This is a genomic window from Bacteroidales bacterium (genome assembly GCA_014860585.1).
In the GTDB taxonomy this organism is placed as follows: Bacteria; Bacteroidota; Bacteroidia; order Bacteroidales; family 4484-276; genus RZYY01.
Genome location: JACZJL010000089.1, coordinates 1 through 20,012 on the forward strand (window position 1 = coordinate 1; position 20,012 = coordinate 20,012).

23 protein-coding genes are annotated in these 20,012 nt (G+C 41.7%); 21 read left to right on the top strand and 2 right to left on the bottom strand.

Annotation, left to right across the window (positions count from 1 at the left end):
- Positions 1-83: 83 nt before the first annotated feature.
- The gene (locus IH598_08780; GenBank protein MBE0638602.1) at positions 84-581 is read right to left on the bottom strand and encodes a response regulator; all 498 of its coding nucleotides are present in this window, start codon (positions 579-581) and stop codon (positions 84-86) included.
- A 227-nt stretch (positions 582-808) separates the two neighbouring features.
- On the opposite strand from IH598_08780, the gene truA reads away from it, so the two are divergent.
- From truA to IH598_08815, 7 genes are all read left to right on the top strand, one after another.
- Positions 809-1,564, top strand: coding sequence for a tRNA pseudouridine(38-40) synthase TruA (gene truA, locus IH598_08785; protein ID MBE0638603.1), 756 nt, complete (start codon positions 809-811; stop codon positions 1,562-1,564).
- 242 nt (positions 1,565-1,806) lie between these two features.
- Positions 1,807-2,118, top strand: a complete 312-nt coding sequence (locus IH598_08790; protein ID MBE0638604.1) for a hypothetical protein — start codon at positions 1,807-1,809, stop codon at positions 2,116-2,118.
- A 118-nt stretch (positions 2,119-2,236) separates the two neighbouring features.
- Positions 2,237-3,217: a lipoate--protein ligase gene (locus IH598_08795; GenBank protein ID MBE0638605.1), complete on the top strand. Its 981-nt coding sequence runs from the start codon at positions 2,237-2,239 to the stop codon at positions 3,215-3,217.
- A 32-nt stretch (positions 3,218-3,249) separates the two neighbouring features.
- On the top strand, positions 3,250-4,059 hold the full coding sequence (locus tag IH598_08800; GenBank protein MBE0638606.1) for a DUF1338 domain-containing protein: 810 nt from the start codon (positions 3,250-3,252) through the stop codon (positions 4,057-4,059).
- Between the two features lie 154 nt (positions 4,060-4,213).
- Positions 4,214-4,774, top strand: coding sequence for a 30S ribosomal protein S16 (locus IH598_08805; GenBank protein ID MBE0638607.1), 561 nt, complete (start codon positions 4,214-4,216; stop codon positions 4,772-4,774).
- A gap of 102 nt (positions 4,775-4,876) precedes the next feature.
- On the top strand, positions 4,877-5,395 hold the full coding sequence (rimM, locus tag IH598_08810; GenBank protein ID MBE0638608.1) for a 16S rRNA processing protein RimM: 519 nt from the start codon (positions 4,877-4,879) through the stop codon (positions 5,393-5,395).
- A 21-nt stretch (positions 5,396-5,416) separates the two neighbouring features.
- Entirely contained in the window at positions 5,417-6,136 is a 720-nt protein-coding gene (locus tag IH598_08815; protein MBE0638609.1) for a methyltransferase, read from the top strand.
- Positions 6,137-6,145: 9 nt separating this feature from the next.
- On the opposite strand, the gene IH598_08820 is transcribed toward IH598_08815, so the two are convergent.
- Positions 6,146-7,606: an SDR family oxidoreductase gene (locus IH598_08820; protein MBE0638610.1), complete on the bottom strand. Its 1,461-nt coding sequence runs from the start codon at positions 7,604-7,606 to the stop codon at positions 6,146-6,148.
- 148 nt (positions 7,607-7,754) lie between these two features.
- Between IH598_08820 and IH598_08825 the strand changes: the two genes are divergently transcribed.
- The 14 genes from IH598_08825 to IH598_08890 all read left to right on the top strand — a co-directional run bounded on the left by IH598_08825 (position 7,755) and on the right by IH598_08890 (position 20,000).
- Positions 7,755-8,210, top strand: coding sequence for a DUF1573 domain-containing protein (locus IH598_08825; GenBank protein MBE0638611.1), 456 nt, complete (start codon positions 7,755-7,757; stop codon positions 8,208-8,210).
- 51 nt (positions 8,211-8,261) lie between these two features.
- Positions 8,262-8,600 (top strand): preprotein translocase subunit YajC, encoded by a 339-nt coding sequence (gene yajC, locus IH598_08830; protein ID MBE0638612.1) that lies wholly within the window; start codon positions 8,262-8,264, stop codon positions 8,598-8,600.
- A gap of 112 nt (positions 8,601-8,712) precedes the next feature.
- On the top strand, positions 8,713-9,699 hold the full coding sequence (locus IH598_08835; GenBank protein ID MBE0638613.1) for a hypothetical protein: 987 nt from the start codon (positions 8,713-8,715) through the stop codon (positions 9,697-9,699).
- Positions 9,696-10,280 (top strand): dephospho-CoA kinase, encoded by a 585-nt coding sequence (locus IH598_08840; GenBank protein MBE0638614.1) that lies wholly within the window; start codon positions 9,696-9,698, stop codon positions 10,278-10,280. The genes IH598_08835 and IH598_08840 overlap by 4 nt, the downstream gene beginning before the upstream one ends.
- 282 nt (positions 10,281-10,562) lie before the next feature.
- A complete protein-coding gene (locus IH598_08845; GenBank protein ID MBE0638615.1) occupies positions 10,563-11,141 on the top strand; it encodes a DUF4255 domain-containing protein in 579 nt (192 codons plus the stop codon).
- Positions 11,142-11,184: 43 nt separating this feature from the next.
- Positions 11,185-12,615, top strand: a complete 1,431-nt coding sequence (locus IH598_08850; protein ID MBE0638616.1) for a phage tail sheath family protein — start codon at positions 11,185-11,187, stop codon at positions 12,613-12,615.
- A gap of 38 nt (positions 12,616-12,653) precedes the next feature.
- Positions 12,654-13,085: a phage tail protein gene (locus tag IH598_08855; GenBank protein MBE0638617.1), complete on the top strand. Its 432-nt coding sequence runs from the start codon at positions 12,654-12,656 to the stop codon at positions 13,083-13,085.
- Between the two features lie 32 nt (positions 13,086-13,117).
- The gene (locus IH598_08860) at positions 13,118-13,543 is read left to right on the top strand and encodes a phage tail protein (GenBank protein ID MBE0638618.1); all 426 of its coding nucleotides are present in this window, start codon (positions 13,118-13,120) and stop codon (positions 13,541-13,543) included.
- 2 nt (positions 13,544-13,545) lie between these two features.
- Positions 13,546-13,743: a hypothetical protein gene (locus IH598_08865; protein MBE0638619.1), complete on the top strand. Its 198-nt coding sequence runs from the start codon at positions 13,546-13,548 to the stop codon at positions 13,741-13,743.
- Positions 13,744-14,415, top strand: coding sequence for a hypothetical protein (locus IH598_08870; protein MBE0638620.1), 672 nt, complete (start codon positions 13,744-13,746; stop codon positions 14,413-14,415).
- On the top strand, positions 14,415-16,166 hold the full coding sequence (gene vgrG / locus IH598_08875; protein MBE0638621.1) for a type VI secretion system tip protein VgrG: 1,752 nt from the start codon (positions 14,415-14,417) through the stop codon (positions 16,164-16,166). The genes IH598_08870 and vgrG overlap by 1 nt, the downstream gene beginning before the upstream one ends.
- Positions 16,167-16,168: 2 nt before the next feature.
- On the top strand, positions 16,169-16,468 hold the full coding sequence (locus IH598_08880) for a PAAR domain-containing protein (GenBank protein ID MBE0638622.1): 300 nt from the start codon (positions 16,169-16,171) through the stop codon (positions 16,466-16,468).
- Position 16,469: 1 nt separating this feature from the next.
- Positions 16,470-16,871 carry a GPW/gp25 family protein gene (locus tag IH598_08885; protein MBE0638623.1) on the top strand — a complete coding sequence of 134 codons (402 nt, stop codon included), beginning with the start codon at positions 16,470-16,472 and terminating at the stop codon, positions 16,869-16,871.
- Positions 16,872-20,000 carry a hypothetical protein gene (locus tag IH598_08890; protein MBE0638624.1) on the top strand — a complete coding sequence of 1,043 codons (3,129 nt, stop codon included), beginning with the start codon at positions 16,872-16,874 and terminating at the stop codon, positions 19,998-20,000.
- Positions 20,001-20,012: the final 12 nt, after the last annotated feature.

The window sequence follows — 20,012 nt, forward strand, 5'->3', positions numbered from 1 at the left end:
GGGCAATTCCTGATTTTCAACATTTCGGGTTAAATCCAAATTTTTGAGACAGCCCCCTTTATGAGCGATCATCATTTAACTTGCTATTTGATATGTTTTTCGATCTCAGGGAGGATTTTATGAGCATCCACCGGTTTTCTGATAAAACCACGCACCGGAAACCAATGCGAAACCCCATCTTCACCTTTGTAATCAATCCCTGCTGACCCATCTTCGATATTTTTTACCAGGATTACCTGAAGATCCTTGAAGTTCGGATCTTTTCTGAACTCGCGGGCCATCTCCTGGATGCTTGGCTTATTTGTCATCAGGATGTCAATTGACGATTGAATCAGGAATGGAATATGGCTGAACTCCTTGCTGTTGAGCATTTGTTGAGCAAGTTCAAATCCTTCAAACTGGGTGGTCATCATCACATCAAGGATAGCCAGGTCAGGTTGGACGCTCCGCAATTTCTCAATGCCTTCGACTTTGTTCATTGCCGAATGCACTTCGTAACCGTTTTTGAATAAAATCGTCTCCAGCACTGTGATCACATCAATGTCATCATCAACAATCAAAATTTTTTTCTTTTTTTCCATGACAGATTTTTCTTAATTTTTTAACTCACTTTATTTTGGAAATAGCTAAATTCGAATAAATTGCGAAAGATTTTGGTGATTTTGGTTAAAACTTGCGAGGTGTTTATCGACAATAATTTTCGTTTGATTGGGGCAAAATTAGATAATTTTTTGATTGGCCACAGCTAAAATTGACTGTTCATCAATTTTTTCGAATATTGGCTTAATTTTGCATTTTTAACAATGATTTGATGCGATATTTTATCGAACTTGCTTACGATGGCTCGGCATATCATGGATGGCAGGCTCAGCCCGGATCGCGGTCTGTACAGGAACAGGTGGAGCTTGGACTAAAGTATAAAGCAGGACTTCCAGGCCGGATTACAGGGTGTGGCCGAACGGATGCCGGTGTGCATGCAAGGCAGTTTTATGCACATTTTGATTTAGAGATTGAATTGGATGTCGCTGGTCTTGATGATGTAGTTAAAGAGTTGAATAATTTTTTGAACAAAGACATTGTTATCAACCGGATTTTTACCGTTAATACTGGCGCACATGCACGTTTTGATGCCGTTTCAAGAACGTACACCTACCATATTGCTGTTTCAAAAAATCCTTTTAACAGGCTTTATGTCTGGTACTGGTACGTCAGACCTGATCTCAATTTGATGAACGAAGCCGCTTCAATCCTTCTGGATTATTATGATTTTACCAGTTTTTCTAAGTTGCACACCGATGTAAAAACCAATACCTGCAGGATTACGCATGCTCAATGGACTGAACAGGATAACACAATTACTTTTTCGATCACAGCTGACCGCTTTCTGCGCAACATGGTTCGCGCAATTGTGGGTACATTAATCGATGTTGGTCGTGGAAAAATATCCATTGACGGATTCAAAAAAATTGTCGAAAGTAAAAACCGTCAAAATGCCGGCATTTCTGTACCGGCAAATGCTCTATTTCTCGATCGGGTTGAGTATGACTGGTCCAAAATTTTGTAAAGGATTTTATTGATCGAAATTTATTTAAATAATTAAATAATAGACATTTACAAAATTATTTTTCCAACATTTAATTTGTACACGACTTTCGAAAGGAATTGTCAGGCAATTTTTTTTAAATTCTTTTGTTAAAAGGCTTGTTTTTATCCGAGGGAGTTAGTTAATTTGCCCCTCGGAATTAATTGAGTTTTTAATTATTATTTATTGAAAATCAAAAATATAACAAAAAATATTTTATCCTGATGGAGAAAAAACGTGTTATCAAAAGTATCGAAAACATTACCGAGGATGTAATGGAGGCGATCAAGAAAAAGTATCCCGACGGATGGTCGAATCACGTGCAGCGCATAAACAAAGGCAACAACGATTTTATGCATGTCATCACGGTGGACACTGCGGATGCTTCCTATTTGATTAAGGTGAAAGTGAAAGTGGATTCAATAGAGGAAGTTGAAAAGTTTACCAAACAGGTGGACTCGGGTGATGATATTGACAACACTGCCGAAGATACAACTGAAGATGTTCCGGATGTTGAAGATACAACGGAGGAATAATTTACCTAACTTGGAATCAACCTCATCTCTTTTTTCTGTGTTAAATTTTTCAAATATGCGATCAAAGTATCAACTTTGGGGTTAATTGGGTAAGTTTTTTTATCATTAACCTTGCAAAATGCTCCTTATCCAGCGCAATCAAACCGATCCTTACTTCAACCTCGCAGCCGAGGAGTATGTCCTGAAGTCATTTACTGAGGATATTTTTATGTTATGGCGCAATCATCCATCAATCATAATAGGTAAGCATCAAAATACATTGGCTGAGATTAACCTGGATTTCGTCAGAGAAAACAACATTCCGGTAGTGCGCAGGATTTCCGGTGGAGGAACAGTTTTTCATGACCTGGGCAACCTCAATTTTACATTTATCCGCAATGGTGATCATGAAAAGCTGGTCAATTTCAGGCAGTTTACCGATCCAATCATTGAAGTTCTGCAATCACTCGGACTTGATGCTAAGTTTGAGGGCCGAAATGACATCACCGTTAATGGCAGAAAGGTTTCTGGCAATGCCGAGCATGTTTACAAAAACCGCGTGCTACACCATGGTACCTTGTTGTTTTCGTCCAAGTTAACTGACCTTTCGGATGCCTTAAAAGTGAGCCCGGCAAAGTTTCTGGATAAAGCAGTGAAATCGGTCCGAAGCAGGGTTACAAACATCAGCGAACACCTGACTTCAAAGATGGATGTGATGGATTTTAAAACACTCATCCATGATCATATCACAGGCAAATACGCTGATGTAAGGGTTATAGATTTCTCTGATCAGGACATCATTGCAATCGATGCATTGGTGAAAGGAAAATACAACACCTGGTCATGGAATTTTGGGTATTCCCCTCAATACACTTTCAGGAAAATGCTCAAAGCCAATGGGGGAAGCCTCGAGTTCTTGCTCGATGTTCAAAACGGTATTATTCAACAGGCAAAGATTTATGGAGATTATTTTGGGGTGCGGGATACCGTAGAAATTGAACAATTATTGATTAACGAGCCGCATCTTCCCGAAAGGCTCAGGGAGGTTTTTAGCCCGGTCAACCTTGATCTCTATTTCAGCAATGTTGATCTGGAAGAATTCATGTCAGGATTATTTTAAATCACAAACATAAACAGTAAACGTAAATGACAATGACTAAAGAAGTAATTTTTGAAAAACTATGGGATATTTACGCCAGGCAAAATCCTTCCGTGCAGCGGATTCACGATTTGTTTGTCCAGGCAGGTGAAGTAGTTTATAACGATCATATTGCTTTCAGGACGTTCAATGATCCGCGAATAAATATCGAAGTGTTGGCAAAACCTTTCATTAAAGCCGGTTATGAAGAAAAAGGGCAATATGTTTTTGAAGCCAAGAAACTTTTTGCAAAACATTATGAACACAAATCAGACTCAAAGGCTCCACGCGTGTTTATCAGCGAGCTGAAAGTTGAAGAGTTCAGCGATTACTTGCAGGAAACCATTAAGGCAGCTATTGATATGATACCTGCTGATATGTTAAATTCTGACGAACTGATATACGCCGGTAACCTATGGGGCTCGCCATCCTATGAGACATATGAGCAGTTGCGTCAGGAATCTGAATATGCCGGCTGGCTTTATGTGTATGGCTTTTGCGCCAATCATTTCACGGTGAGTGTTAATGGGCTTGGAACTCTACATTCAGTGGAAAAAGTGAATAGTTTCCTGAAGAAAAACGGTTTTCAGATCAACGATTCTGGTGGTGAGGTCAAAGGAACACCGGCGGAATTATTAGAACAGTCGAGTATCAAATCGGAGATGATACCTGTTGATTTTGAAGAAGGATCATTCGAAATTCCTGGTTGTTATTACGAATTTGCCCGGCGTTATCCCGACGCAAATGGTGAACTTTACTCAGGTTTCATTGCCAAGTCAGCGGATAAGATTTTCGAAAGTACCGATTTCTATAATAAAGGTTAAATTCAATCATAACTTCATTTATTGAAAGGTCTTCATAACTGTCTCATGACTAAAAAATACTCAACTTTTTACAAAGAATATTTTTTAGTTCGTGAAAAAGTATGATCTTTGCCGCCCAATTTTCAATTGTTTATTAATCATTTAATTAAGTAAAATGCCAACAAAAATCAGATTGCAGAGACATGGTAAAAAGGGGCGTCCCTTCTACCATATTGTTATTGCGGATGGTCGGGCACCACGTGACGGAAGATTTACCGAAAGGATTGGTACTTACAACCCGGTTGCAAATCCGGCAGAGATCAACCTTGACTTCGACAAAGCCTTGTATTGGCTCCAGGTCGGCGCTCAACCTACTGACACAGTCCGCGCACTCCTTTCGATGAGGGGTGTTATTTACAAAAATCACCTGCTGAAGGGGGTTGCAAAAGGGGCTTTTTCAGCCGATGAAGCCGAAGTGAAATTTCAGGAGTGGATGGATGCCAAGCAACAAAGATTGCTCAATTCAATCAAAGAAGCTGAAAACAAGAAACGTACAGATTTGAAGAAAGCCCACGAAGAAGAGGTAAAAATCAAGGAAGAACGCGCTGCTGAAATCGCTAAAAAACGTGCTGACGAAATCGAAAAACAGGTTAGAGCCGCACAGGAAAAGAAAGCAGCCAAAGAACAAGCTGCAATGGCTGAGAATGCTGATGCAGCAACGGATGCAGAAGAATAAACCGGGATTAATCAGATAGATAGCTTCAGATTAGTTCATAAATTTAAGAAGGCCGGAGAAAATAAGCATTAGCGGATTTTCTTCGGTTTTTTTGTATCAATTATGCAAAAAGAAGATTTTTTCTTACTTGGTAAAATCACAAAGTTCAACAAAAAATCTGGTGATGTAACCATCTTAGCGGTTACCGATTCCCCGGAAACTTACATCAATTCTGGAGTGTTGTTCCTCGAAATCGATGGCGGATTAGTACCTTTTTTTGTTCGGGATTTAAAGTTGAAAGGTCAGGATGGCTTTCAGGTTCTGTTTGAAGACTATGATTTTCCGGAGAAGGCACAACATCTTGTTGGACTGAGCGTATTTCTACCGTCGGAACAGTTGACGGAACTTGCTTCGGATCAATTTTACTTTCATGAAATTTTGGAATTTATGGTCATCGATGTCAAGATAGGAGAGTTAGGTCCAATCAACCAGGTACTTGAAGCGCCAGAGCAGAACTTGCTGCAGGTTTTTTATCACAAAAAGGAAGTTCTTATTCCCCTCGTTGACGATTTTATCGTTCGTATTAACAAGCGCAAAAAGCAGCTTTTTATGGATCTGCCCGACGGATTAATTGATCTTTAATTCAAAGTGAGAATTGTTTCCATGGAAAGGTTCAGATTTAAACAATTCAGTGTTTCACATCATCGGTCTGCAATGAAAGTTGGTACTGATGCAGTATTGTTGGGAACATTGGCGCCTGTTCGCCAAAATTGTGAAAAAATACTCGATGTAGGAACAGGCTGCGGAATCATTGCACTAATGCTCGCACAACGATCATCTTCACGTGTTGATGCAATTGATATTGATGCACCATCAGTAGCCGAAGCCAGAGAAAATTTCAGGCAGTCTCCCTGGAGTAGCAGGCTCAATGCCATCAATGTATCTTTTCAGCATTTTGCTGGTAATATTGAAAGCAGTTACGACCTGATTGTAAGCAATCCACCCTTTTTTCAGAATAGCCTGTTACCTGTGAATGAACGACTAAGTCTGGCAAAACATAACCATCAGCTGGACTTTAAAAGCTTTATCGGATCATCGGATAAACTTTTAACCCCCCGGGGGCTGATCGCTATCATTTTGCCGGTGTACGAAGCTGATCAATTTCTTGAACGGGCTGTTTCGATGAATTTTTACCTGATGCACTGTTACTCGATTATCCCTGTTACAGATAAAAATCCTAACAGGAAAGTGATGCTATTTTCAAGAGAAAAACCTGAAAATCAAGTTTTCAGTGAGATTACTTTAAGAATGCATTCAGGGGAATTTTCTAAAGAGTACCGGCAGCTTACAACTGATTTTCATCCGGATGAATATTTCTGTTGACAGATTAACTCATTGTTTAGACGAATTGACTCTATACCGTATGATGTTGGTGGCCATCCCGTTGAACACAAAAAAGTGGAAAGGCATAACGGCATACCAATATAGCCGTCCTGCAAGGCCGGTGGGGCGAAAGGTTGCAGTCTGCTGAAGAAACTGCCCCCCATCTTTCTCGATAATTTTAAACTCTAGCCAGGCTTCACCCGGAAGTTTCATTTCAGCATACAGCAGCAAACGTTTATTTTGCCGGTCAGCAGCCAGTACACGCCAGAAATCAAGCGTATCTCCCGTTTGTACATTGCTGGGATTCGTTCTTCCACGCCTCAGCCCGACTCCACCGGACAATTTGTCAATGAAGCCTCTGAGTCTCCAAAGCCAGTCACCATAGTACCACCCACGATCCCCGCCGATTGACCAGATATTGTCCAGAACCTGGTTCACCTCACAGGTAATTGGTTTTTCTCGTTTGTCACTATAACAGCCGAATGAAGGTACTTTTATATGGTCAAGCAAAGAGTTGTCAGCAAAACTCGAAGCGAGTGCATCTTTCCAGCTCGAAATAACCATATTTTGTTCAATTCGCTGAAATGCCATAAGAACGGCTTCCTTGTAAGGGATTGGGTGAATACCGAGAAGTTTCTCGAGTTGATTGTCCCTTGCTATCACTTCAACTTTCATGCTGTTAACCAGATTAATAGCAAGTTTGTAGGAAGTGGAAGTGACAAAATAAAGCCAATAGGAAGATAGCCGGGGTGTCATGACCGGCACGGTGTAAATGAACCGTTTTAATCCGCGCGCATCGGCATATTGCAGTAGCATTTCCTTATAGGTCAAAACTTCAGGTCCACCCACATCAAAGGACTTGTTGAAGGTCTCACTTCTGAGCAATACTCCAGTAAGGTACTCAATCACATTCCGGACAGCAAGGGGCTGGTTTTTTGTATTTAGCCATCTCGGCGCCACCATTATCGGAAGTTTTTCGACCAGGTCGCGGATAATTTCAAAAGACGCGCTTCCTGAACCAACTATAATCCCTGCCCTGATGGCAGTAAGTGGAATATGACTTTGCCCGAGTATATCCTCTACTTTTTTCCTTGATGCAAGGTGCTTTGATAACTTTTCTTCGTTTGTAATTCCCCCTAAATATATGATCTGTCGCGCTGATGTTTTCTCAATTAGTTGGATAAAGTTGTAAGCTGTGGTGGCCTCCAGCTTTTCAAAATCGTTGATATTGGCACTCATGGAGTGGATCAGATAGTAAGCCACATCAACATCCTTGATTTCACCAGCATCAGGCGCCTCTTTCAGGAAATCAACCTCTAGCAACGAGAGGTCAGAATGTGTTAAGAGTAACTCAGCAGGGAAACGCTGCGTATCCCTTACACAACAAACAACCTGATGACCTTTACTGAGTAAAACCATGAGTAATCTTTTACCGATGTACCCGGTGGCGCCTGTGAGGAGAACTTTCATTGTGATGGAATTGGTCACTTTATAACAATTGGAAGGCAGATTGGTTGTGCAATTTGCAACAATGTGAGCGGTTATTTAGTTGGTAAGCTCCATGAACCATAAATGTACTATTTTTGCCACTTAAATTGTTGGAAAGAGTGAACAAATCATGAGATTATTATTTTTTTTCATTTTCCTGTTAAGTATTAATGTTGCATGTAACCAAAGGAGTGTTGATCATCTTCCGCCTGACCTGGTGAATAACCCAAAATCTGCCTCGGATAAGGTATCTGGGAACAGCGGACCGGTAATTTCCTTTGAAAAGGATACCCATGATTTCGGAAGGATAATCCTTGGCGAAAAGGTAACCTACTCTTTTAAATTTACCAATACAGGTCAGTCCGAACTAATCATTTCCAATGTCAGTTCAAGTTGTGGTTGCACTGTTCCTACATTTACTAAAACTCCGATAAAAGTAGGTGAAAAAGGTATTATATCTGTTGCTTTTGACAGTGAAAACAGAAAAGGGTTTCAGCATAAGACCATTACTGTGATGACAAACACAATTCCAAATACAACAACTTTGAACATCAAAGCGATGGTGGTTACTCCTGAAAAAAATTAACGCTAAACACATTTATCAAATTTAAAATACACAATTTTTATGACCAATCAAATGTTGAATTTTGTTCTTCTGATGCAGGGCACCGAAGGCTCCGAAGGAGGTGGAGCATCATTTCTCATCATGATCCTGCTAATGATCGTAGTTTTTTACTTTTTCATGATCAGGCCACAGGCACGCAAAGCCAAAGAACAGAAAAAGTTCCGTGAAAACCTGAAAAAAGGGGATAAGATCATCACTATTGGAGGTATTCATGGAAGGATTTTAGAAGTGAAAGAAACTACACTGATCATCCAGACTGAAGGTGAGGGCCGCTTGCGGATTGAGAAGAGCGCCGCTGCTGTAGACAGCAGCTCACAACTTGACGAGCAGACTGCTATTCAGCAGAAGTAGCCGGAAATGGTGTGACCTGTCTCTGACAAATGGTCGTCTTTTGCCAGGTTACGATTTATGGTGCAAATACTGGATTTTGAATTTGTTTGAAACAAATGCATAATGCCACGGCATGAATATCTTTAAACGCCTGATAAGCCCTGAAGATCAAAACTACCGTTCTAAAACAACGGTGTTTTTCATTTGCCTGGTTATTTCTACTTTGTTGTGGATCTTAACAAAGTTCGCTTATCAATACACGGCTGACATTGAATTACCCATACAATTTATCAGCATTCCTGATGACAAGGTGATGGTTAGTAAGCCCGATAGCTTACTTAGAATTAATGTGAGGGCTTCTGGATTCGGGCTGCTGAGGTACAATTACTTTTTGAAAAAGAAGCCTTTTGAAATCAATTTAATCAACTACAGGATGCAAATGCCTGAAGGATTTTCTGAGCTTACGCTTGGAACCACTCCACTTGCTCAGCAGATTGTCGAGCGGTACAACCTTCCAGGGCAAATTGAATATGTGGTTCCTGAAAATATAGTGCTGCACTTTGAAGACAAGCAATCAAAATCGGTGCCTGTAATCCCTGATGTAGAATACACTTTAACAAAACAATATTTTGCTTATGACTCATTATCAGTTGATCCTAAATATGTTAAATTAAGCGGAACTGCAGCTGCAATTGAAAAAATTTATTTTGTAAAAACTGCCCCACTAAAATATGAAAATCTTACTGAGAGCATACATCAAACAGTGACCATCCTGATGCCTGCCAGTAAAGATTTTTATGAAATCGAACCAAAGGAAGCCCTTATTACCTTGCAGGTTGAGAAATATACTGAAGCTGAGATTGAAGTACAAATCGAACAAATTATTGCCCCGGGGAGCCCAAGGGTAAAACTTTTTCCTGAAAAGGTAAAAGTATACTATATGGTTGCACTTAAGGATTTCAAAAGGATTGAGCCAAGCATGTTTTCCTGTCAGGTTGACCTTTTGGGTGTAAAGGAATTTTCGGGTAAAAGGATAAATGTTATCATTCGCGACTATCCCTCGTACGCAAAGATTGTCAGAATCGTACCTTCAGATGTTGAATATATCATCCTGAAATGATGTTAAAAGTTGGATTAACAGGAAATATTGGAAGTGGTAAATCAATGGTGTCCAGCATCTTCAGGATGCTTTCAATTCCTGTTTTTGATGCTGATTTGGAATCTAAAAATATCCTGACAACTGAAAAGGTGAAACAGCAAATCCGCTCCTTTTTCGGCTCCGAGATTTTTGATTCAGGTGAAATTAACCGGAAGATGCTGGCAGCAGTCGTTTTCAAAGATAAAGAACGGCTAAAGCAACTCACCAACATCATTCATCCTGCTGTCAGAAATGCCTTCGAAATCTGGATGGCACAGCAAAAAGATTCTCCCTATCTGATCTATGAGGCAGCAATCCTCATCGAAACCGGGTTTCATAAGCAACTCGATCAAATCATTATGGTGTCAGCGGACAAAGAACTAAGGATTAGCAGAGTGATGAAGCGTGACAATTCAACCAGAACCCAGGTTATTCAACGAATGGCCAACCAGTGGGAAGAAGAAAGGAAGATCCCTTACGCCGATTACATGATTCAGAACAATGAGGATGATTTATTGATCCCACAGGTGATTGATATTCACAAACGAATTATCGCGGGCTAATTTTTATCTTCGTTTTACCTGGTTAATTCAAGCTGTTTGGTTTTTACTTACCTCTTCTAAAAATTACCCGTTTATCACTGCTAACCAATATAATAAGGGTTAATACATCCATTTCCTGCCAATATTCATTTGTTAACATGAGGTTAAAGTATGTGAATAATTCAAAAATTATTTGACTTCTAATGAAAGGTGTATTATTTTTACACTTTCAAAATTCAGGAATTTTTGATGCCTGAGATTGTTTTTAACGCCTTTGTTATACTGGTAAAACCTTTGTTTGATATGATAGACCAAACATTAATTTTCCTGCGCGATCAAATTAATTCTTTTCTGATGGAAACCATCCAATCGGAGAAAGTTGTATTGGGTCACCTGGTCAACATGAATGGTCAAACCAATGTGAGTGAAATAGGATTGACGCTGATCAATATTGAACAAGAATCCTCACTCAAAAACACCAATCCTTACCGGCGGATTTCTGATGATGAAATTTCAAAGGTTCACCCGCCCATTTACCTGAATTTATATGTGCTCATATCTGCTTACTTTGGAGATACGGAAGAAAACTACAAGGAAGCACTGAAAAACCTTTCACGGGTTATTAGGTTTTTCCAGGCCAAGCCATTATTTAATCATCAAAACAGCGCAGGCCTCGATCCTGAAATTGAGAAAGTACTTGTAGAATTGGTATCCCTCACTTTTGAGCAACAAAACAACCTGTGGGCATCGCTCGGTGGTAAATACCTGCCGTCGGTCATCTATAAATTAAGGCTTGTTGAGATTGTACGGGATGTGATGATTTCCACCGGTCCTCCAATTGAAGACGTGTTTGTTAATACCAAAGAAATGGAGGAGAAATAATGAAGAATTCTGTTTTAAACTATAAACCAACACCATAATTCTCATGTCAAAAGAATACAGAACACCAGGAGTGTATGTGGAAGAAATATCAAAGTTTCCACCCTCCATTGCTGCTGTAGAAACAGCAATTCCCGCCTTCATAGGATATACACAAACTGCTATGAAAGGCGAGGAACCGATCACCAAACCTTTCAGGATCACATCGCTTCTCGAGAATGAGCAGTTTTTTGGAGGCGCTTATCCCGAAAACAGTGCATTTGCTATCCAGATCACCGACGAAACGGATGCCGACGATCATCTCTTGAACCGCGATGCCGTTGTCACGTTTACAAGGAACTCTGTGTCTAAATTCAACATGTACTATGCTCTTCAACAGTACTTTAACAATGGTGGAGGCCCTTGTTATATTGTTTCAGCCGGCAGCTATCCTGAAGACGGGAATATTGACCCGGATGATCTTGAGGATGGACTGAACTTACTCGAAGAGGTGGACGAACCTACATTGATCGTTTTTCCGGAAGGGACAAATGTAGCAGAGGCCGGACAATACTATGGATTAATCAACAGCGCCCTGGCACAATGCAACAAGCTGGGCGACCGCTTTGTGATCATGGATGTTTACCCGGAAGAAGGAGATTTGCGCGATGACATCGAAACATTGAGAAACTCTATTTCCAATGACCTTGCTCAAATTAAATATGGCGCTGCTTATTTCCCTTTTATTGACACTTACCTTTCTCTGAACGTGAATCCGGCGCTGGCCATCACCCACGTTGTTAACAAAGAGGGTGCGGATGACCCATTAACAGGAGCCTACACCACGCTTGCTGTGCTGAAAACCCAGAACCCCCAATTGTACAATCAGCTATTTGCCGAAATCAGGAAAAACACAGTTCAACTTCCTCCATCACCATTTGTTGCCGGAGTTTATGCCCGTGTGGATAACGAGCGCGGAGTATGGAAAGCCCCTGCTAATGTAAGTCTTAATGGTGTGAAAAAGCTGTTAACCGGGATCACCAATGACGATAACAACTTTATGAATGTTGATCCGGGAAGCGGGAAGTCAGTAAATGCAATCCGCTTTTTTACCGGAAAAGGAGTACTGGTATGGGGAGCAAGGACATTGGCCGGCAATGACAATGAATGGAAATATGTGAACGTGCGCAGGTTCTTCAATTTCGCCGAAGAGTCAATCAAGAAAGGAACTGAACGTTTCGTATTCGAACCAAATGATGCCAACACCTGGGTTAAGGTGAAGGCTATGATCGAAAACTTCCTCACCAATCAATGGCGAGGTGGTGCACTGGCCGGTGCAAAACCAGAGGATGCATTCTTTGTAAAGGTTGGTTTAGGCCAAACTATGACCGCACAGGATATCCTTGATGGAAAGCTAATCATCGAAATCGGCATGGCTGTGGTAAGACCTGCCGAATTTATCATACTCAGGTTCTCGCATAAAATGCAGCAATCCTGATACAAACAACAGAATTAAAAATCTAAATGTTATAAATCATGGCTCAATATCCATTACCAAAATTCCATTTCCAGGTCGAATGGGGTGGTTCAAAAATCGGATTTTCAGAAGTTACCGGCTTGGGTGTAGAAACCGAAGTGATTGAGTATCGCAGCGGCGATATGAAAGACTACGCCAAAACTAAGATGCCCGGTATGCAGAAATTTGGCAACATTACACTTAAAAGAGGGGTTTTTCAAACAGATAATGACTTCTTTAAATGGTGGAATACTGTGAAGCTGAATGAAATAGAACGCAGGGACCTAATCATTTCATTGCTCGATTCTGAGCACAACCCGAGGGTTGTATGGAAAGTTCGAAATGCCTGGCCGGTAAAAATCCAGAGCACTGACCTTAAATCTGATGGCAACGAGGTGGCAATAGAAACCCTTGAAATAGCGCATGAAGGGTTGACTATTGAAATGATATAATTTGCTGAGAAAACGCTGGAAAACGAAGTATAATGAAATATCCACCGGTAGCATTTCACTTTTTGGTCAGTTTCGAGGTAAGCGGCTCTGATGCGTCTTTTATGGAAGTATCAGGTATTGATTCATTGCTCGAAACCATCACAGTAAAAGAGGGTGGCGAAAACCGTTTTCATCACACACTTCCAGTGAGGGCAAAATATTCAAATCTTGTGTTAAAAAGGGGGATGATAACAGACTCTGCGATAGCTAAATGGTGTCAGGATGCAATTGAAAACCTGGCCATAAAACCGTCTTCAGTCCAGGTGCTTTTGCTTAATGACCAGCACGAACCGCTGGCTGGGTTTAATTTCATCAATGCCTGGCCGGTAAAATGGAGCATCTCAACGCTTGATGCCGACAAGAGTGCCATTGTGGTAGAAACGCTTGAATTGGCTTATCAATATTTTAAACGCATTTGATTATGGGTACTTTGCCGTTAAAGTCGAGAGATTCAATTGAAATCAGGGAACTGGTGATTACTGCCAGCGTGCGGAATCAGCCCCAAACGGGGCAAAGTGACAAATCAACGCCAGAGCAATCTGACAATTTCAAAAAGGATGTTTTGGCTGAAAGTCTGGAGAAAATTTTAACCATTATCCAAAATAAAAACGAACGTTAAATGCTTGACGTCATTGGTAAACTGAAAATCATTGCATTCAAGACCCCGAAGTTTATGCTCGGTGGACCGCCGGTTGGAGGCTACCTTGCCATGTTTAATCCGGAGTCGTTCAGTGTGAGCCAAAAGGTGCTCTACGATCTGCTTCACGCACCGGGAATCACATCCGGCGAGCCAGCTTTCAGGGGTTACCAGGCGCAGGTTTATAAATTTGATTTCCTGGTTGACGGAACCGGTGCTTCAGGTGAATCACGCGAGGTTTTCGCTGATGTTCTTTTATTTAAATATACAGTGGGTTACCTTGGCGAAATTCACCGACCTCATTACCTGATCATTCAATGGGGTACTTTCATTGCAAGATGTGTTCTTTCGCAAATGGATGTCAAGTACGATTTGTTCCGACAGGATGGAACCCCTTTACGCGCTACAATCTCTGCAACATTCATTGAGCATGTCGAAAGTATGCTCGAAAGCCTTCTGGCAAATCGATCCTCACCAGACTTAACCCATACCAGGGTTGTCCGCGAGGGTGATACGCTTCCCTTACTTGCCCATGAAATCTATGGCGATGCCTCTTATTATCCCGAAGTAGCCAGGGTTAATGGAATTGACAATTTCAGGAAACTGAAAATTGGTGATGAGATATATTTTCCACCTTTAACTTCAAACGATTGATGAGTTTTCTCATGCCAAATATCGCCCCAAACACTGATCTGGTTACTTTCGTTGTTAAAGTTGACGGACAGGAAGTTCATCGTGATTTCCGGTTTTTGCGGATTGAAATAAATCGCGAGGTGAACCGCATCCCATCAGCTAAATTAGTTATTGTTGACGGCGATCCATCGGCTCAGACTTTTGCTGCAAGTAGTTCCGATATGTTTATTCCCGGAAAGGAACTCGAAATAATGGCTGGTTTTCACAGTGATATCAAACCTGTATTTAAGGGTGTTATCATTAAACATGGAATAAAAATAAGCAGTACGCAGGCTTCTGCTCTGATTGTTGAATGTCGGGATAAAGTTTACAAAATGAGCCTTGGAAGGAAGAACAGGATGTTTGACGAAAGCACTGACAGTGATGTGATTTCGGGTATCTTTTCAGAATATGGACTTTCAAATGATGTGACAGCAACTCCGGACATTCATGAAAAAACTGTCCAGTACAACGTCACCGATTGGGATTTTATCAACATGCGTGCTGAAATGAACAGCCTATTTGTATTTGTGAATGATGGAAATATATCGGTAAAAAAGATTGAAACCACCCTGCCGCCTTCTTTAGCCATTTCATACGGCGCCAACCTGATCAGTTTTGACGCTGAAATTGATGCACGAACACAGGTTTCCGGTATTCATGCACAATCTTGGGATAGTGCAGTTCAGGATATTGTTGAGATAGAAGGCGCAGGTGCAACAACTGCACAGCCTGGCAACCTAAGTGCAGAAGCACTCGCAGCATCGGCAGGAATTGATTTTCTCACTCTCCGCCATTCTGGTCAGGTTAGCGATAAAGAGTTGAAAGCGTGGTCGGATGCTATGCTTAACAGAAGCCGCATGGCAGCTAACACCGGAAACATTGCCATCCATGGGAATTCTGAGATGATACCCGGCCTGATGATTACGCTAAACGGTTTAGGCGAGCGATTCAACGGTAATGTTCCTGTTTCGGGCGTGCGTCATGTAATTGATGGGGGCAGTTGGATTACTCATCTTTCTTACGGTTTATCATTTGAAACATTTGCCAGGAGATTTATGGAAAACTTGCAGGAAATTCCTGCGTCAGGTTTAACTCCATCAGTTTACGGTCTCCATGTGGGTATCGTTACCGCAATAGAAAATGATCCCAAAGGTGAATTCCGTGTAAAAGTAAAATTACCTGCAATACATCTCATGGATGAAGGCATTTGGGCAAGATTGGCATTACCGTATGCAGGGAGCAACCGTGGATTTCTCTTCCGTCCTGAGATTGGGGATGAAGTGGTAATTGGTTTTATGAACGACGACCCAAGAAATCCGGTAATCATCGGGAGTATGCATAGCAGCGCCAAACCTTCATCTATTGAGGGTTCTGACGATAATCACGAAAAAGCACTGATCACACGCAGTGGTATGAAAATCGCCTTTGATGAGGATAAAAAAGTCATCGAAGTTTCAACCCCTGGTGGTTATACAATGAAAATTGATGAATCCGAAAAGGAGATTTTATTGGAAGATGCTAATAATAACTTTGTTAAACTAAATGCAGACGGTATTGAAATCGAAAGCGGAAAAGATATTATGATTAAAGCCACAGGGGATTTAAAGATTCAAGGCATAAATCTTGGGATAGAGGCTTCGGCGCAATTGAACGCGCAGGGGAGCGCCGGACTTGAAGTTACAAGTTCAGGAACAACTGTTATAAAAGGTTCATTGGTACAAATTAATTGATTATGCCGGCAGCAGCAAGGATAGGAGATATGCACCTCTGCCCGATGCAGACACCGGGTACGCCGCCCGTTCCGCATGTTGGCGGACCGGTAACGGGTCCGGGCTGCGCGACCGTGCTGATTGGAGGGATGCCGGCAGCTGTAGTCGGCGACATGGCCGTTTGCACTGGACCGCCCGATACAATTGTTGCAGGTTCAGCCACTGTGATGTTTGGCGGAAAACCTGCTGCACGACAGGGAGATACAACAGCTCATGGAGGAAATATTGTTGCCGGTTTTCCAACTGTAATGATCGGAGGATAACATGAATAGCGATAATAACATAGCATTTTTAGGCACGGGATGGTCCTTCCCACCCGCTTTCGATAAAGTTTCCCGTTCAGTGGAAATGACTTCGGGGCGTGAAGATATTGAACGGAGCCTCGAAATCCTCCTAAGTACCCGTCCAGGCGAGCGGGTAATGCAGCCCGACTACGGCTGTAACCTCGACAGGCTGTTGTTTGAGCCGATGGATTTAGCCCTGAGAACTTATATGGAGGAAATGGTGAAAACCGCCATTTTGTATCATGAACCGCGGATTACTGTGGATGCAATTGAAATCGATGAACGAGAAGGTGTTCAAGGACAGATAACGTTAATTGTCGATTACACAATCCGAACCACCAATTCGAGATATAATTTTGTTTACCTGATCGAAAAACAATAGATGGCTTGCATAACAAACATACGACACATTTTGAGGCGCGACGGTACGAACCGGTTCGACCGTCTGCCTGCGGCTTTCGATCCTTCGTATGTGCAGATTGATGAAAAGACTACCGACGATTTGTTGCAACTCATCAGCGAATTTGCCGGACAGATCCAGTTTTACAACCGCGAGTGCCGCAGGGATGGAGACTGGCAACCTTTTTTTACTGATTTCAGCCGGCAGCATGAGCCTCATATTGCGCTGGTACTCACGTTTCTGAAGTTATTCCAGGAAGCCCGCGATCACCTGAATGAAATTGGTCAGCGACATATAGATCACTATTACCAACGGTTTTTACAGATTCAGCAACGTGCTGCAGTGCCGGATAAGGTTCACTTATTAATCGAGACAGCTAAGCACGTTGTTGATCACAAGTTGGCAAAAGGAACAAAATTCTCCGGAGGTAAGGACAAATCCGGTAAACCGATCATGTATGAAAGTGAACGGGAAATTATCCTGAACAAGGCTTCAATTGAAAGTCTGCGTTCTGTTTTTGTGGATCGTGCCCGCCAGTTTGCTGTTTACTCAGCTGATGCAGCCAATTCAGCAGATGGAAAGGGAGCTGACTTTGAATCAGAAGAGCCCAAATGGTCAGCTTTTGGTCAATCACAATCGGGATTGTCCGTTACAGAACGCACAATGACCGAAGCCAGTATCGGTTTTGCAATCGCCTCACCGGTATTTTTGCTAAATGAAGGACAGCGAATCATTACCCTCAATTCGCATCTTAATGAGTTGCCTGCCACTATCAACCTGAAGCTGGCTTCCTTGCTAAACAGGAATTTGGATAATTCACTGGTTGCACAACTCACTGGCGAAAAGGGGTGGATAGAGGATTTGAATGTTGGAATATCATGGAATCCTGACGAACGGTTGCTTATCCTTTCGATAGTCGTTGAAGCAGATCAACCATCGGTAAATGGTTATGATAAAGAAATTCACCAAGGGAATTTTGATACAAGACAGCCGGTGTTAAAAATCCTAACCAACAGTAAACTGGCCAATCATCCTTATAACTGGCTGCGATCGCTTTCCTTCAGACAGATCAATTTAAGTGTGAATGTAAATGGAGTTAAAAGTCTTATACTGCAAAATGAACTGGGGCTGGTAGATGGGGAAAAACCCTTCCAGCCATTCGGACCGGCCCCGGTAAAAGGTTCAGTTTTTTATATCGGATGTAATGAGGCTTTCAATAAAAAGCTAACTGCACTGAAATTGCGCTATAAATGGAAAGACCTGCCGACCTCATTATTCGGATTCAATTCTTACTACAGTTATTACAATGGATCCTATACCAATGATGGCTTCACTTTTAAGGTCGCTGCACTGAACAGGGCTGCCTGGGAGGAAGAAAAAATCAGCGCTCAGCGAAAACTCTTCCAGGTGTTAGAAATTTCCAAAAGGTATAAAAAGAGAACTTTCAGATTTACTCATTTGGGAAACAATGAGTTAAGCCACACACTAAATACCGCAAATTTCCGGTTTGATCAAATTGACCAACCTTTAACAAATTCCAGATTCAGTCACACAACTAAATCGGGATTCCTGAAAATGGAAATTTCCGGTCAGGATTTTGGTCACATGGAATTTCCAACGGCCTATGCCAAACAATCGGTGGTAGTTAGCAAGGCTATTTTAGATGACAAAACTGCGCCTTCATTGCCAAACCCGCCCTATACGCCGGTTATGGAATACCTGACCCTTGATTATACATGCGAGTCGGTTATTGATCTGACTGGAACAGCAGATGCTCAGGGAAACGCCTTCTTTCATGTTTATCCATTTGGCGAAGTAGAGATTAAAATGAGTCAACAGGTTGCAAACCAATTCCTTCTGCCCAATTTTGATAAGCAAGGCTATTTCTTTATCGGGCTGAAAGACTTGAATCCACCACAAAACCTATCCCTTCTTTTCCAGGTGGCTGAGGACAGTGCCGATCCTGAGTTGATCGACGACCAGAAGAAAATTACCTGGAGTTACCTTGGAACTGATGGCTGGAAAGAATTTATTGCTGCCAACATCATTTCGGATTCTACTCATGGTTTGCTGAGAACCGGGATTATCCTGTTCAATATTCCAAAAGAAGCTGTTTCTGCTAACCCCTCAATGCCACTTAAACTTCACTGGCTGTGTGCCTCATACGATGGCGATGTTCGTGGAATAAATAAAATGATAGGGCTCTACCCGCAAGCTATTAGTGCAGTTTTTAATGATCAGGGAAATGATTCGTCACACTACGATAATCCGTTGAAAGCTGAAACAATCAGTAAACTGCTGGTACAGGATTCTTCGATTAAGAAAATAACTCAGCCATTTGCTTCCTTTGGCGGTCAGAAGCCGGAAGAGGGAAACAATTATCCTGTGCCTTATTATACCAGGGTTAGTGAGCGGCTACGGCATAAAAACCGCGGAGTCACAGTATGGGATATCGAAAGGATAGTACTTGGCCATTTTCCAAACATTTATAAAGTAAAAGCTTTAAACCATGCCAGTGCAACTACTGACACGGCGCCTGGGCATATCACCATTGTAGTGATCGAAAAAGTTCGCAATCAAAATGCTGTGAACCCATTACAACCCCGAACGGGCAGGAATACCCTACTTGAGATCAAAGACTGTGCTTCGAAATATGTTTCGCCGTTTGTTGAAGTGTTTGTTCAAAATCCAATTTATGAAGAGGTTCAGGTGGATTTTAAAGTAGCTTTTAAGCCAGGATTTGACCCGGGTTATTACAAAACAAAACTGAACGAAGATATTAAGCATTTCCTGTCGCCGTGGGCTTATGAGGAGGGAGAGGACATTGTTTTTGGCAATACGATTTACAAATCAGCCATCTACTATTTTGTCGAAAAACGTGATTACGTTGATTATGTGATGGATTTCCGGATGTCGCATATCAAACCCAATTGGGGTATCGGTTGTATGGAAATTCTGGAGGATTTTTATGTAGGCGTCGACGAAACGTTGATTGATGTTGACAAAGCTGAGCCTCGAACTTCCCGTTCAATCCTTGTGTCGGCTCAGGAGCATCGGATCGAAATTATCGAAAATGCAGGGGTTTCAAACCAGGCTAAAGTTGTATGTTGATGAAAATTAAAA